A 13,203-nucleotide genomic window follows, 5' to 3' on the forward strand; every position below is an offset into this window, starting at 1 on the left:
ATGGACGCCAGAGAGATCATAGAGATGATAGCAAAGGCAAAAAAGAAAACCCCTGTGGTTGCTTATATAAAGGGAAAACTCGGCGAGATAGACTTCTCGAAATTCAAGTTCTTTGGGGACGATAGGTTTGGAATACTCTTTGGAGAGTACGAAGATTTCAAAAGGTTACTCGAAGAACATAGAGAAAAAATAGAGGACTATCATCTGGAAGTGAGAGCAAGGAACTCTGCACTTCCCCTCGCGGACATCACTAAATACAGAGCTCGAATTGAGCCTGGAGCGATCATAAGAAACATGGTGGAGATCGGAGAAGGTGCTGTGATCATGATGGGAGCCGTTATAAACGTTGGAGCGATGATAGGAGACGGTACGATGATCGATATGAACGCCGTTATCGGGGGGAGAGCCATCATTGGGAAAAGATGTCACATCGGAGCAGGCGCGGTTATCGCTGGGGTTATAGAACCTCCAAGTGCAAAGCCGGTAGTAATAGAGGATGAAGTGGTCGTGGGTGCAAACGCGGTGATTCTTGAAGGAGTTACCGTTAGAAAAGGTGCGGTCGTTGCGGCAGGCGCGGTTGTAACGAAAGATGTTCCACCTTACAGTGTGGTTGCCGGTGTACCCGCTCGTGTGATAAAGCAGATAGACGAGAAGACAAAAGAGAAAACCAGGATCATTGACGAGCTGAGAAACCTGGAGTGATGGAGGTTGCAGAGATGAAACTGGTAGTGCAAAAGTACGGCGGTAGCTCCGTTGCCACCCCGGAGAGGATAAAAAATGTCGCGAGAAGAATAAAAAAGAAAGTTGAAGAAGGTTACAGAGTGATCGTTGTGGTCTCTGCCATGGGAAAAACAACCGACAATCTCATAAAACTTGCGAAGGAGATCTCGGTAAAACCCGCCGCAAGAGAACTTGACATGCTCCTTGCAACAGGTGAGCAGGTATCTGCTGCTCTGCTTGCGATGGCTTTGAAGGATCTTAGTGTGAAGGCAAAGTCCTTGAACGCCTTTCAGGTGAGAATAAAGACCACACCACATCACACGAGTGCCCGCATCATGGACATAGACGACAGTGTGATCATGGAAAACCTTGAAGTGCACGATACTTTGGTTGTGACTGGTTTTCAGGGAGTGAACGAAAAAGGGGATCTCACCACGCTCGGCCGCGGTGGGTCTGATACATCAGCGGTTGCCCTCGCTGCGAAGCTTCGAGCTCCCTGTGAGATCTACAGCGATGTGGACGGCATCTACACATGTGATCCCAAAATTGTTCCGAGTGCAAAAAAGCTCAAATACATAACTTACGATGAGGCCCTCGAGCTTACCGCCCTTGGAGCGAAGGTGCTTCACTCCAGATCCGTTGAAATTGCCAAAAAGTACAGAGTTCCCATATACTGTGCTTCTTCTTTCGTTGAAGAGGAGGGAACTATGGTGGTGGAAAGACTTCCCGAATGGCTGGAGGAACCAGTTGTAACGGGCGCGACAATCTCCCACGGTCAGATAAAGGTTTCGATTTCTTTCCTTCCGAAAGAGGCAAAGTACATTACCGCTATATTCGAAGAAGTGGGAAAACGATCCTTGAACGTTGACATGATCTCCCTTGTCCCATCGAATGGAAGGGTGTTTCTGTCCTTCACAATACTGGAGGACCACAAAGACGAGCTAGATGAAGCACTAAAGGAAGCGTTGAAGAACATCGAAGGTTGGAAATCTTCTTACGAGGGAGGGTTTGCCAAGCTCTCGATCGTTGGTGTGGGAATGAGAACCAGCCCCGGGGTTGCAGCAAGGTTTTTCAACGCTTTGAAAGGTGTTGGTGTCACTCCAGAGCTTGTCACCACATCCGAGATAAAGATCTCGTGTCTTGTTTCGGAGGATGACGCTGAAAAGGCTTTGAAGGCAATCGTTGACGAGTTTGAACTGGCTGATTAATCACACCAGAGGAGGTGCATGGTATTAAGACGCCGATGATCGTGATGGAGACCCTGAAGAAAGCAGCGGAAACCTACGGAACACCCCTTTATGTGTATTTCGAAAAGGCAATACGTGAGCGTGCACGGATCGTGAAAGAAGTTTTTCGGGGAGTGAACCTTCTTCCCACCTTTGCTGTGAAGGCGAATAACAATCCGAATCTGCTGACGATTCTGAGAGAAGAAGGTTTGGGAATGGATGTGGTAACGAAAGGAGAACTGCTTGCCGCCAAGCTGGCCGGAGTGGATCCTCTTCTAATCGTCTGGAATGGGAATGGAAAGAGTAAGGAAGAAATGGTCCATTTTCTGGAAGAAGGAGTAAGAACGATCAACGTCGATTCCTTTGAAGAGATGGAGATATGGGAGGGCCTGAACCCGGAAAGTGTCAGTTTCTTTGTCAGAGTGAATCCAGAGGTGGATGCACGAACTCACCCTCACATCTCCACTGGCCTCAGGAAGCACAAATTTGGAATTCCTCTGGACTTACTGGACAGGTTCATGAGAAGATTCAAAAACATGAACATAAAAGGCCTTCACGTTCACATCGGCTCCCAAATAACGAAAGTAGAACCACTTCTCGAAGCCTGCGAAAAGGTTGTTGAAGCTTCCAGGAGATATGGTTTCGAAGAGATCAACATAGGAGGAGGCTGGGGAATAAACTACCACGGTGAGGAGTTGAACGTTGAAGAATACAAAGAAAAGGTCGTACCTCTCTTGGTTGGGTTTAAAAGAGTGTTCGTTGAAATTGGAAGATACATCATTGCCCCCGCCGGTTTTCTCGTACTGAAGGTTGTCCTCGTCAAAAAGAGGAAAGAGAAAGTGTTTGTCATTGTAGATGGGGGGATGAACACGCTCATAAGACCTGCTCTGTACTCTGCGTATCACAGGATTTTTGTTTGTGGAAAAAGTGGAGCAGGTATCAGAGCAGATGTCGTGGGGCCGCTGTGCGAGAGTGGGGATGTGATAGCATACGATCGAGACCTTCCAGTGGTCGAACCCGGAGACTTTTTGGTGGTGGAAAACGCAGGGGCGTACGGCTACACCATGGCAAACAATTACAACTCAACTCCAAAACCCGCAGAGGTGCTAGTGAAGAAAAGTGGTGAACTGGTGTTAATAAGAAGAAGAGAAAACACGATGGATATTTTCAAGGATGTGGTGATGTGAATGAACGAGATCGAACTGAGACATCTTCTTCACATGAATCCAGAGCTTTCTTTCGAGGAATTCAAAACCAAGGAGATCTTGAAAGCAGCAGTCCAGAAGATCGGTTACAAAGAGATAGTAGAAGTTGCTGAAACGGGACTGGTTGTTGAGAAAAGAGAAACAGAAGGCCCCTATGTTGTCCTGAGGGCGGAGATGGACGCCCTTCCCATCAAAGAAGAGACGGGATGGGAATTTGCTTCAAGAAACGATTACATGCACGCCTGTGGACATGATTTCCATATGAGCGCTCTCTTCGGTGCTATGAAACGATTGAAGACAGCGAAAAAAAACTTTCTTTTTATTTTTCAGCCGGCCGAGGAGACCGGGGGTGGTGCAAGAGAGGTTGTTGAGTTCCTCAGGAAAAACTACGATATCAAAGCCGCCGTTGGATACCATGTGACAGACGAGTATGACGTGGGCACGGTGGCATCCAGATCCGGGGTGTTGTTTGCTTCGGCGACGGAGTTCGATGTATACTTTAAGGGTGTCCCCGCTCATATTGCCTTTGCCGAAAAAGGAAAGGACGCGCTGAAAGCAGCAGCCTCCTTCCTGCACTGGCTCTACGGTAGAAGCTGGGACACTCTTGTTGGAGTCGGCAGGATCCTCGGTGGCCAGGTGAGGAATGTGATCCCGGCTGAAGTGAAGATAGAAGGCACCATAAGGGCAAAGACTCTGAGGATAGCAGAAGAGGCTCTATCAGAGATGATGAATCAACTTCTGTGTCTCAAAGACAGAATTGGTGTTGATTTCTCTCTCGAAAAAGGGAGTGTCTATCCAGAAGTAAAGGTCGATGCAAAGCTTTTGGAGATCTTGAAGAAAACGTGTGAAAGACTGAATCTCAGGTTCATTGAATGCGAGATGAAGAGAACGGGAGAAGACTTTGGATACTTCACGCAGGTGTTTCCGTCTCTTTCCTTCTGGTTTGGCGTGGGAGAGGGGGAAGAGCGAGTAGGTCTTCATCATCCTCGCTTTCTTCCGAAAGATGAGTACATACCCATGGCATCAGAGCTTCTTGCCTCCCTCGCGGTGGCAATATGAGGAGTGTGAAGGAGATGAACTTAGAGGAAATCGTTGAACAGTTGAAGACAAAGAAGATCAAACTGACCACCCAGAGGATGGAAATCATCAAGTTCATATCGGGAATGAAAAAGGGACATTTCGAAGCAAAAGAACTGTTTGCTGTCCTTTCGAAGAAAATACCATCGCTCTCCATAGCGACCCTCTACAGTACCCTGTACCTTCTGGTGGATCTCGGTGTGATATATTCCTTCAGCGATGGGCAAAGAACCGTATTCGATTTCAATCCTGTTCCACACGGGCATTTTATATGCAAGATCTGTGGAAGGATAGAGGATGTTGAGATAAAAAAGTTGGAGCTGGGGGAAATTAAAGGGAAGAGAGAGAAGATAGAGCTTGTCATACGCGGTGTATGCGAAGATTGTCTGAAGAGGGTGAAAGATTGAGATTTCTCACCCAGTTCTTGTCCATTCTCCTCATACTTGTGGGCACGATGGGATTTGTGGGGTGGGTAGCGCTTTACCTCCTTGCACCCTACATTCACACATTTTTGGGATTGAGCATTCCAGATGACACACTTTTGATGTTGCTCTTTTGGTTTCTTCCGTTTCTTTGCTCAGGTGTCTCTTTGAACTATTACGCGTCTTCCGGTAGGAAGTGGCTTGCGGTACTCGGCTTTCTTCTCCTCTTTCCCTCCCTAGTGATTCAGCTTTATGGGCTTTACGCCTTTGGAGGCATCATCTCCAAAGCCAGTTTTGTGTATCTTCTTTTTCTACTCTTCACTGTGGTGTCGCTGGCTTTCTTCCTGACCGTCATCAGGAGGGATGAACGCTGAAAGTTTTGGGAGTCATAGTGGAGTATAACCCGTTTCACAACGGGCACCTCTATCACCTGAGCCTCGCCAAAGAGATTGTGGAGCCTGAGTATACAATCGCGGTGATGAGCGGGAATTTCTGTCAAAGAGGAGAACCCGCGGTGATAGACAAATTTGCGCGCACTGAGATCGCGCTGAGAATGGGAGTAGATGTTGTTCTGGAACTTCCAACGGTTTTCGCCACTCAGGATGCCGGTGGATTTGCCTTCGGCGCTGTAAGCTTACTGGACGCTACGGGTGTTGTGACGGACGTTGTTTTTGGAAGTGAATCCAACGACATAGATTTTCTGTGGCAAGTAGCGAAGATCCTATTTGAACAGCCTGAGGAGTATCGAGTGTCCTTGCATGAAGAATTGAAAAAAGGCCACTCCTTTCCAAATGCGCGCAAATTTGCACTGATGAAGTATTTTTCGTTCAAAGGTTGGAACGAAAGAAATATTTTGAGACTCGAAAAGTCCAATGACATACTAGGAGTCGAATATCTGCATTCTGCTCTCCGAATAGGGTCTCCCATCAGGTTCCACACAATAAAAAGAGTGGGTGCAGAGGAGAAAGATGTTTCGTTTAAGGGACGGTTTTCCAGTGCCACAGCGATCAGAAATCTCCTGAGAGAAAAGAGATGGAATGAGGCCAGAGAGTCTCTTCCGGAGGCGTCTTATGAAGTCCTGATGAGGGAATTCAAAGAGGGAAGAGGTCCCGTTTTTCTTGAACACATAGGAGATTTCATGCTAGCGTTCTTCAGGTTGAAAGATAGGGAGTATTTCGAAAAAATACACGGATTTTCCGAAGGACTCGAAAAAAGATTTCAGGTGTGTTCCAGGCGAACGGGATCATACAGGGATTTCTTGGAATGCGTTAAAACAAAGAGATTCACTTTCTCACGAATAAGAAGACTGTGTCTTTTCTCCGTGCTGGAAATGAGTAAGAAGTTCGTCGAAAAAAGTAACGTAAGGGGTCCTCAGTACCTTAGGGTACTCGGTTTCACTGAGAAGGGAAGGGAAATTCTAGCAGTCATGAGAAAAAAAGCGAAACTCCCCATTGTGACCAATATGTCTCTCTACAGAAAGATACTGAAAAGAACAGAACTGCCTGTGGACAAAAATCTCTTCATCGAACAGCTGCAACTCGACGTGAAGTCGACCAATTTCTACTCTATGTTCTTCCCCTCAAAAGAACAAAGATGTGGAGAAAGAGACTTCGCAATTCATCCTGTCTTTCTGAGAGCAGAAACGTAGAACGGGGTGAGAGTCTCATCTGGAAGCATCAAAAATCCAAAACCATCCCACAATCCTTCTACCCCGTAATCTTCCAGTTTCTCCCTCAAGTCGATCACCTCAAAATCAGGCGTTTGGCTGGCAAAAGCTTTTATCACCTCTGTGTTCTCTTCTTTTGTCACAGTACACGTACTGTACAGAAGAATTCCACCTTTTTTCAAGAGCTTCCACGCCTGAGAAAGTATTCTAAGTTGCTTTTTTGAAAGTTCACTGAATTCTTCTTTCTTCACTCTCCTCAATACCTCTGGATGGTGTCTTGCCGTTCCTAGTGAAGAACACGGTACATCTACGAGAATTCGATCAAACGCATCCTGGACGTATTCCGTGAGGTGTTCTGCATCTGCAAGCTTGATCTTCACGGAGGAGAGCTTCAATCGCTTCACATGTTTTGTGACCAGCTGTAATCTTTCCATGCTCACATCCGTTGCCAGAATTTCACCTGAGTCTTTCATCAGTTCGGCAATGAAAGTTGTTTTTCCACCTGGTGCAGAGCACGTATCCAGTACTTTCATGTTCGGTCTCAAGTCCATCAGCAACGGTACCATCTGGGAAGATTCACCCTGAACTGTTGCAAAGCCTTCCGTTATGACCCTTGAGTTGTTCAGGGGAACCCCCAGTTTCTTTATCACAATTGAAAACGGAGAATGTTTTCCATAGACGGCTTCTGCTCCCTCCTTTGAGAGGATCTCTATGACCTCGTCCCTGGTTGTAACAAACGAGTTCACGCGAAGCACTGTCGGGAGCGGTTCTTGATTCCACTCCATGATCCTCAGCACCACGTCTTTTGGGAGAAAAGATCTCCAGTAATCGACTATCCACTTCGGATGTGAAAGGGCAACATGAAGATCACTGGGAGGTGGCACACTCTTTATTCTCCTCAACACAGCGTTAATCAGCTTTTTGAAGCTCTCGTTCTTGATCAGCTTTACTGTTTCACTCACCGCAGCGTAATCTGGAACGCCGTCCATGAAGAGGAGTTGGTAGGTTCCCATTCTCAATGCTACTCTTACAGCTGGCGGAATGTCGGTCTTTTTGAGAAGCTGATTTATGTACCAGTCCAGAAGCTCTTCCTTTCTCATGACTCCCCACACGAGTTCTTTGAGGAATCTCCTGTCTCTATCGCTCAAAACAGAGAGGACGCTGTCCACGTCCTCTCTGCCTATGAGCCTCTCCTTTTCGTACTTTCGCAGGAGCCTATAAGCGAGTAGTCTCACATTTGTCGTCATCTTCTATCACCGAACAGCCCTGCCAGAACTATCATTCTGAGGAGCTGGAGAATCGCTGTTAGAGACGAAGCGACGTATGTGAGGGCAGCCGCACTCAACACCTCTTTGACGCCTTTCAACTCGTACTCGGGCATCAACATGGAAGTCTCAAGAAGTCTAACTGCACGCCTGCTAGCGTTGAACTCTACGGGGAGAGTGATCAACGTAAAGAGTACGACCAACGAAAACAGGATTATACCCAGTCTTATCAAAAGCGGTGTGTAGAAGATGAAGCCAAGAACAAAGATGATCCATGCAAGATACGATCCCGTTGCGGCCGCTGGTACCATCATGTTCCTCAGAGCGAGTAAAGGGTACTTTTCCGCATCTTGTATAGCATGCCCCACCTCATGAGCTACAACTCCAAGCGAGGCAACAGATGTCCCTCTAAAGTTTTGTGGGGAAAGCCTGAGTACCTTCTTCACAGGATCATAGTGGTCGGAAAGAAATCCTGAAACGACTTCTATTTTCACGTCGTAGATACCGGCGCTTTCGAGTAATCTCTTTGCAAGCTCATATCCTGTGAGTCCCAGGGAAGATTTCACCTGTGAATATCTGGTGTAAGCCGTCTGAACACGTATCTGCGCCCAAAGAGCCAGAAGAAGGCCAGGAATGAGTATGATGAATGTAGGATCAAAGAGGAAGAACACGCTATCACCTCCTCAGCCAAACACGTGTACCACAAAACCACTCAAAAGCTTTGGTTCAAACCAGGTAGATTTTGGGGGCATAGTTTTTCCTTCATCTGAGACTCTCATCAGTGTTTCTATGTTCACAGGGTAGAGGGCGAAAGCCACATCGAATTCTCCTTTGTCAACAATTCTCTCCAGTTCACAGAGTCCCTTTATTCCACCTATGAAGTCTATCCTATCGTCCTCTCTTGGGTTGGAAATTCCAAAAATTGGTTCGAGCAACTCGCGCTGAAGGATGTTCACGTCCAAACTTTCGACGATGTCTTCGGGGATTTTTTTGGGAATCAAAACGTACCATTTACCGCTTCCTGTGTACATTGTAATCTCGTGTTCTCTTGAAGGTCTTGCGGGAACAACGTAGGATCTGTAGACATCGAACTTTTCTGAGACTTTCTCCAGAAGTTTTTCCACTGTGAAGTGAGATCGAATAACCCTGATGTAATCGAATATCCTGAGTTGATTGTGAGGAAACACAGTTGCCATGAAGTAATTGTGCGGCCCCTTTCCGATTTCTCTATCGAGGATATCACTCACCCTCGCCGCTGCGGCTGCTCTGTGGTGTCCATCTGCTATGTACAACTTTTCTATATTCTTGAAGAGATCCTTTATTTCTTCGATCTCCTTTTCATCAGACACGACGAAGAACTCGTGAACCACATCCAGATCGTCTATCACTTTGTAGACAGGTTTCAAGGAGTCAGCAAGCCTCATCAATTTTCTATCCAGTGTTTCCATGGATTCGTAAAAGAGAAAAACCTGCCCCGTATGTGCTCTGGCCTTCAGAATATGCAAGACCCTTTCTTCTTCTTTTTTCTTTCTGGTGAGCTCGTGCCTTTTTATGCGGCCTTTTTTGTATTCTTCCACGGGGAACAACGCCACAAGACCCGTTTGAACGTGATCCCCCATCTTCTGACGATATATGTATAAGACATCATCTTCTTCCTGAATCAGGATTCCTCTTTCTATGAAGTCTTCGAGATTTTTTCTGGCTTTTTCCATGTCCTCAGGAGTAGGATCCATCTCTATTTCATGTGTTTCTGCCTCAACTCGCGTTACTCTGAGAAAACTGAGTGGGTTGTTCTTGATGGTTTCCTTGGCTTCCAAGAATGAAACCACATCGTAGGGCTTTGCCACGAACTTTTCAACTATGTCTTCTCTTGGTCGGTATCCTCTGAAAGGCTTGATTTCCATTCATTCCATACCTCCTCCGCATATCTTTGTTGCTTTTCGAACATCTCTTTTGTGCCTTTGTTTTCAAACTCGTGATCGTATCCGGCAAGATGAAGGATCCCATGTACCACAACTTCTATTAGTTCCCTTTCAAAGGTATTGTAGTAGTTCTTTGCATTCTCTTCGATAACATCAGGGCATACATATATTTCCCCGTAAACTTCCTCGAAAAGGGGAAAAGTGAGCACATCCGTTGAGAAATCTTCTCTACGAAACTCTTTGTTCATTTTCTTTATTCGATCTTTGCTCACAAGTATCACGTTCACGTTGACATTTCCTATCTCTTTCTTTACAATCTCATCTAATTTTTCACTCAAACTTTTCAAGATTTCTTTCCCTTTTCCTTCACCCAGAATTTCGACCATTTATCCTTACCACCTTCTGCAGTTTTGCTTCTTCTGGATACTCTATCCTAGAACTGGATATGTTGACAAGCACCTGTAGAAAGGCATCTGAGATCTTCTCCAGTTCGCTCAAAGTGATGCCGGACTCATCGAGTTGTCTCTCGAAGAAGATAGAGGAAATAACATCTTCCACACATTCTTTTATCTGGGGCACGGAAGGATTTTTCAAGCTTCTGGATGCTGCTTCCACGGAATCAGCAAGCATGATGATAGCGGCTTCTTTGAACTGCGGTTTCGGACCCGGATACCGGAATTCCTCTTCTGGTATGTCCTCGAACTGCTGCTTGGCTTTGTAGTAGAAGTACTTCTGCGATCTGGTCCCATGGTGCTGTGGGATTATGAACTCCACGAGTAGAGGAAGACGGTGCTTGCGTGCCAGTTCTATTCCGTATTTTACGTGCTCGTTGAGAACAAGATGACTCAAAGAAGGAGTAATGTCCTCATGAGGATTTTTACCATCCCTTATGTTTTCCGTGAAAAAGTGAGGCCTTTTCATCTTACCTATATCGTGATAGTAAGCACCTATTCGGGCCAGGGTAGGATTCGCTCCTATCCTCTCTGCAGCTGCTTCTGCCAGGTTCGCTACGATCACACTGTGATAGTATGTCCCAGGAGCTTTCATGGCAAGCATTTTGAGAAGAGGATGATTCAAGTTTCCAAATTCGATGAGACCGAGGTTGGAATAGAGACGACTTGTGTACTCCACGTACGGAAGGATGCCCAGCACCATCACGCCCGAGAGAATCGGATTGAGAAGAGCAGCTAGGAAATCGTACTGAGAGTATTCGATACCCAGGGCGATCTTCATGAAAAGATGTGCTCCTACAAGTGCCAGCGACGTCAGAGCAGACGATTTCATAACATCGAGTCTTCTGTCGGCCTTTGAAAGAGTTTTTGCAGCGATGAAAACCATCAAGAGAAAGGGCAGCATCAAGCTGACATCGGAGTACCATCTGTACATAGAAACAACGGAGAGAAGAACACCACTCGTTAAAGCGATCTCAAAGTTGAAGATCAGACTCATCAATGCAACTGGTATGTAAAGTGGCGTCATGAACGGACCTATTTCTGGAAGGGAAAGTCCGATAAAGGCAGCTCCCAGCAGAATCAAAAGAAGATGTGTGTAAGTATAAACCTCACTGAGAGAGTATTTTCTGAAATACTTGACACTTGTTTCCACCAATGAAAACCAAATCACGAAAGTAACGACACCTTCCGAAACCAGTTTCAGAGGTTGAAACCCTGTGCGGATATGTGCTATCAGCAGGGACAAAAGTATGGTTACTGCTACCACAAGCAATCGCTTTCGATTCATGATTTTCTCAGCCTTTCGTATTCCTCATAAGCTTTTATGATCTTCTTCACAAGAGGATGTCTCACAACGTCACTTTCATCGAGATACACGAATTCTATCCCAGATATACCCTTTAATATTTTCTGACACTCTATGAGGCCAGATTTCTCCTCCTCTATATCAACTTGAGTAATGTCACCAGTTACAACCGCCTTTGAGTTGAATCCAAGCCTGGTCAGGAACATTTTCATCTGTTGATAGGTGGTGTTCTGGGCTTCATCCAGGATTATAAAAGAGTTGTTCAGCGTGCGTCCCCTCATGTAGGCAAGTGGCACGATCTCTATGATACCTCTTTCGCGATAACTGTTGAATTTATCTGGAGAGGTGATGTCGATTATGGCATCGTACAGAGGTCTCAGGTAGGGTTCCACTTTTTCAGCTAAATCCCCGGGCAGGAAACCAAGCTTTTCTCCAGCTTCAACTGCTGGCCTTGTCAGAATAATCCTGTTCACTTTGCCCATTTTCAGATAGTCGAGAGCGATGGCCACTGCTAGGTACGTTTTTCCCGTACCAGCTGGTCCTATCACGAAGACCACGTCGTTCTTTTCGATCGCTTCCAGGTATCTCTTCTGTCCCAAGGTTTTGGGCTTCACTTTTTTTCCAATGACGGGTCCTCCGTTACTCTTTGAATAAACCTCTTTTACGCTCTCCGCGTTCGAGACTTTTTCCACCAAGTACTCAAACTCAGTCCAATCCAGCAAATGCCCATCTCTCGTTATGGATATGATTTCATCTAAGACTCGATGCGCTGCTTCCACATTCTTTTCGTCTGAACCTCTTATAAGGATTTCGCTACCCCGAACCGCAAGATCTACATTGAACATCTTTTTGAGGTACCTCGCTCTTCTATCGTACTGTCCGAATATCTCCAGCATGGCCACATCCTCGGGAAGCCTAACTTTCCTCACAGTGACCGTGGTTTCCACCTCCAAACTGGTATACTTTTTCATAAGGAAATTATACTACTACATGCAGGAGAGTGAAAGCTGTGGAAAGTACTGTTGAGAGAGTGAGGAATTTCTTTAAGGAGAGAGGTCTGAGTTTGATTGTGATAAGGAACAACCAAGTGATCTTTGAAAGCGCAGAAAACGGTTTGAAGCCTCTAATTGAGGTCTATCGATCTTTTGAAGATCTGTCCGGATGTACGGTGGTAGACAAGCTCGTTGGAAGAGCGGCGGCCTTCTTTTTTGTGGAACTGAAACCCTCCTTTATTCACGCTCTTGTTATCAGTGAAGGTGCCATCGATTTGTTGAAGAAACACAGTGTACCGTTTTCTTATGAAAAGAAGGTGCCTTTTGTGCTATCGAAAGATGGAAAAAACGTGTGTCCATTCGAAAAGATGCTCATGGACGTGAATGATTCGAAAGAAGCCATAGAAAGAATTCTCTCAAAGTTCACTTTATCTTAAACAAACCCTTAAGCTACTTATGGTAAATTGATCAGAGGTCTCTTCTGTTGACAATCGTTTGTTTAAAGAGTAAAATAAAAGCCTGGCTTGGCTTGAGGTAGAAGGAAGGGAGGATGAAGATGCCGACTATCAATCAATTGATCAGGCATGGAAGAAAACCTAAAAAGAAGAAATCGAAGGCTCCCGCTCTTCAGGGAAATCCCCAGAAGCGAGGTGTCTGTATAAAGGTCTCCACCATGACACCGAAGAAGCCGAACTCTGCTCTCAGAAAAATCGCAAGGGTCAGGCTTTCCAATGGTATAGAAGTCACAGCGTACATACCGGGTATAGGTCATAACCTTCAGGAACACTCAGTTGTTCTTGTCAGGGGTGGAAGGGTAAAAGACCTTCCAGGCGTCAGGTACAAGATTATAAGGGGCGCTCTGGACGCAGCTGGAGTCGAAGGAAGAAGGCAGTCCAGAAGTAAATACGGTACCAAGAGACCCAAGGATCAAAAGAAGTGAGGTGACTGTG

Annotated in this window: 15 protein-coding genes; 9 read left to right on the top strand and 6 right to left on the bottom strand. The window is 45.9% G+C overall.

Annotated elements, in window-relative coordinates:
• The 7 genes from dapD to J7K79_RS02250 are packed head-to-tail and all read left to right on the top strand — an operon-like array spanning nt 1 to nt 6,298.
• Nucleotides 1-702, top strand: coding sequence for a 2,3,4,5-tetrahydropyridine-2,6-dicarboxylate N-acetyltransferase (dapD, locus tag J7K79_RS02220; protein ID WP_296904675.1), 702 nt, complete (start codon nt 1-3; stop codon nt 700-702).
• A 14-nt stretch (nt 703-716) separates the two neighbouring features.
• A complete protein-coding gene (locus tag J7K79_RS02225) occupies nt 717-1,928 on the top strand; it encodes an aspartate kinase (RefSeq protein ID WP_296904677.1) in 1,212 nt (403 codons plus the stop codon).
• Nucleotides 1,929-1,972: 44 nt separating this feature from the next.
• A complete protein-coding gene (gene lysA / locus J7K79_RS02230; protein ID WP_296904821.1) occupies nt 1,973-3,133 on the top strand; it encodes a diaminopimelate decarboxylase in 1,161 nt (386 codons plus the stop codon).
• The gene (locus tag J7K79_RS02235) at nt 3,134-4,210 is read left to right on the top strand and encodes a M20 family metallopeptidase (protein WP_296904679.1); all 1,077 of its coding nucleotides are present in this window, start codon (nt 3,134-3,136) and stop codon (nt 4,208-4,210) included.
• A 14-nt stretch (nt 4,211-4,224) separates the two neighbouring features.
• On the top strand, nt 4,225-4,635 hold the full coding sequence (locus J7K79_RS02240) for a Fur family transcriptional regulator (RefSeq protein WP_296904681.1): 411 nt from the start codon (nt 4,225-4,227) through the stop codon (nt 4,633-4,635).
• Entirely contained in the window at nt 4,632-5,024 is a 393-nt protein-coding gene (locus tag J7K79_RS02245; protein ID WP_296904683.1) for a hypothetical protein, read from the top strand. Before J7K79_RS02240 ends, J7K79_RS02245 begins: the two co-directional genes overlap by 4 nt.
• Complete coding sequence (locus J7K79_RS02250) at nt 5,021-6,298, top strand: nucleotidyltransferase (RefSeq protein WP_296904823.1); 1,278 nt, start codon at nt 5,021-5,023, stop codon at nt 6,296-6,298. Before J7K79_RS02245 ends, J7K79_RS02250 begins: the two co-directional genes overlap by 4 nt.
• Here J7K79_RS02250 and J7K79_RS02255 read toward each other — a convergent pair.
• From J7K79_RS02255 to J7K79_RS02280, 6 genes are all read right to left on the bottom strand, one after another.
• Nucleotides 6,268-7,563, bottom strand: a complete 1,296-nt coding sequence (locus J7K79_RS02255; RefSeq protein ID WP_296904685.1) for a 16S rRNA (cytosine(967)-C(5))-methyltransferase — start codon at nt 7,561-7,563, stop codon at nt 6,268-6,270. The genes J7K79_RS02250 and J7K79_RS02255 overlap by 31 nt on opposite strands.
• Nucleotides 7,560-8,252, bottom strand: coding sequence for a zinc metallopeptidase (locus J7K79_RS02260; protein WP_296904687.1), 693 nt, complete (start codon nt 8,250-8,252; stop codon nt 7,560-7,562). The genes J7K79_RS02255 and J7K79_RS02260 overlap by 4 nt, the downstream gene beginning before the upstream one ends.
• Nucleotides 8,253-8,264: 12 nt before the next feature.
• Nucleotides 8,265-9,485, bottom strand: coding sequence for a DUF1015 family protein (locus J7K79_RS02265; protein ID WP_296904689.1), 1,221 nt, complete (start codon nt 9,483-9,485; stop codon nt 8,265-8,267).
• Entirely contained in the window at nt 9,440-9,889 is a 450-nt protein-coding gene (ybeY, locus tag J7K79_RS02270; protein ID WP_296904691.1) for an rRNA maturation RNase YbeY, read from the bottom strand. The genes J7K79_RS02265 and ybeY overlap by 46 nt, the downstream gene beginning before the upstream one ends.
• On the bottom strand, nt 9,870-11,126 hold the full coding sequence (locus J7K79_RS02275; protein ID WP_296904693.1) for an HDIG domain-containing metalloprotein: 1,257 nt from the start codon (nt 11,124-11,126) through the stop codon (nt 9,870-9,872). The genes ybeY and J7K79_RS02275 overlap by 20 nt, the downstream gene beginning before the upstream one ends.
• A 113-nt stretch (nt 11,127-11,239) precedes the next feature.
• Nucleotides 11,240-12,232, bottom strand: coding sequence for a PhoH family protein (locus J7K79_RS02280; RefSeq protein WP_296904695.1), 993 nt, complete (start codon nt 12,230-12,232; stop codon nt 11,240-11,242).
• Nucleotides 12,233-12,291: 59 nt separating this feature from the next.
• Here J7K79_RS02280 and J7K79_RS02285 point away from each other — a divergent pair, with 59 nt between their 5' ends.
• Together J7K79_RS02285 and rpsL are read left to right on the top strand one after the other, a co-directional pair.
• The gene (locus J7K79_RS02285; protein WP_296904825.1) at nt 12,292-12,690 is read left to right on the top strand and encodes a DUF1893 domain-containing protein; all 399 of its coding nucleotides are present in this window, start codon (nt 12,292-12,294) and stop codon (nt 12,688-12,690) included.
• A 119-nt stretch (nt 12,691-12,809) separates the two neighbouring features.
• Complete coding sequence (gene rpsL, locus J7K79_RS02290; RefSeq protein WP_296904829.1) at nt 12,810-13,193, top strand: 30S ribosomal protein S12; 384 nt, start codon at nt 12,810-12,812, stop codon at nt 13,191-13,193.
• The last annotated feature ends 10 nt before the right edge of the window (nt 13,194-13,203 follow it).

Origin of the sequence: Thermotoga sp. (genome assembly GCF_021162145.1) — a bacterium.
GTDB lineage: Bacteria > Thermotogota > Thermotogae > Thermotogales > Thermotogaceae > Thermotoga.

Bases quoted from the DNA above. Each gene is read 5' to 3' on its own strand.
- J7K79_RS02255 (WP_296904685.1), bottom strand. From the start codon at position 7,563: ATGACGACAAATGTGAGACTACTCGCTTATAGGCTCCTGCGAAAGTAC.
- J7K79_RS02225 (WP_296904677.1), top strand. From the start codon at position 717: ATGAAACTGGTAGTGCAAAAGTACGGCGGTAGCTCCGTTGCCACCCCG.
- J7K79_RS02235 (WP_296904679.1), top strand. From the start codon at position 3,134: ATGAACGAGATCGAACTGAGACATCTTCTTCACATGAATCCAGAGCTT.
- ybeY (WP_296904691.1), bottom strand. From the start codon at position 9,889: ATGGTCGAAATTCTGGGTGAAGGAAAAGGGAAAGAAATCTTGAAAAGT.
- J7K79_RS02240 (WP_296904681.1), top strand. From the start codon at position 4,225: ATGAACTTAGAGGAAATCGTTGAACAGTTGAAGACAAAGAAGATCAAA.
- J7K79_RS02265 (WP_296904689.1), bottom strand. From the start codon at position 9,485: ATGGAAATCAAGCCTTTCAGAGGATACCGACCAAGAGAAGACATAGTT.
- rpsL (WP_296904829.1), top strand. From the start codon at position 12,810: ATGCCGACTATCAATCAATTGATCAGGCATGGAAGAAAACCTAAAAAG.
- dapD (WP_296904675.1), top strand. From the start codon at position 1: ATGGACGCCAGAGAGATCATAGAGATGATAGCAAAGGCAAAAAAGAAA.
- J7K79_RS02280 (WP_296904695.1), bottom strand. From the start codon at position 12,232: ATGAAAAAGTATACCAGTTTGGAGGTGGAAACCACGGTCACTGTGAGG.
- lysA (WP_296904821.1), top strand. From the start codon at position 1,973: ATGGAGACCCTGAAGAAAGCAGCGGAAACCTACGGAACACCCCTTTAT.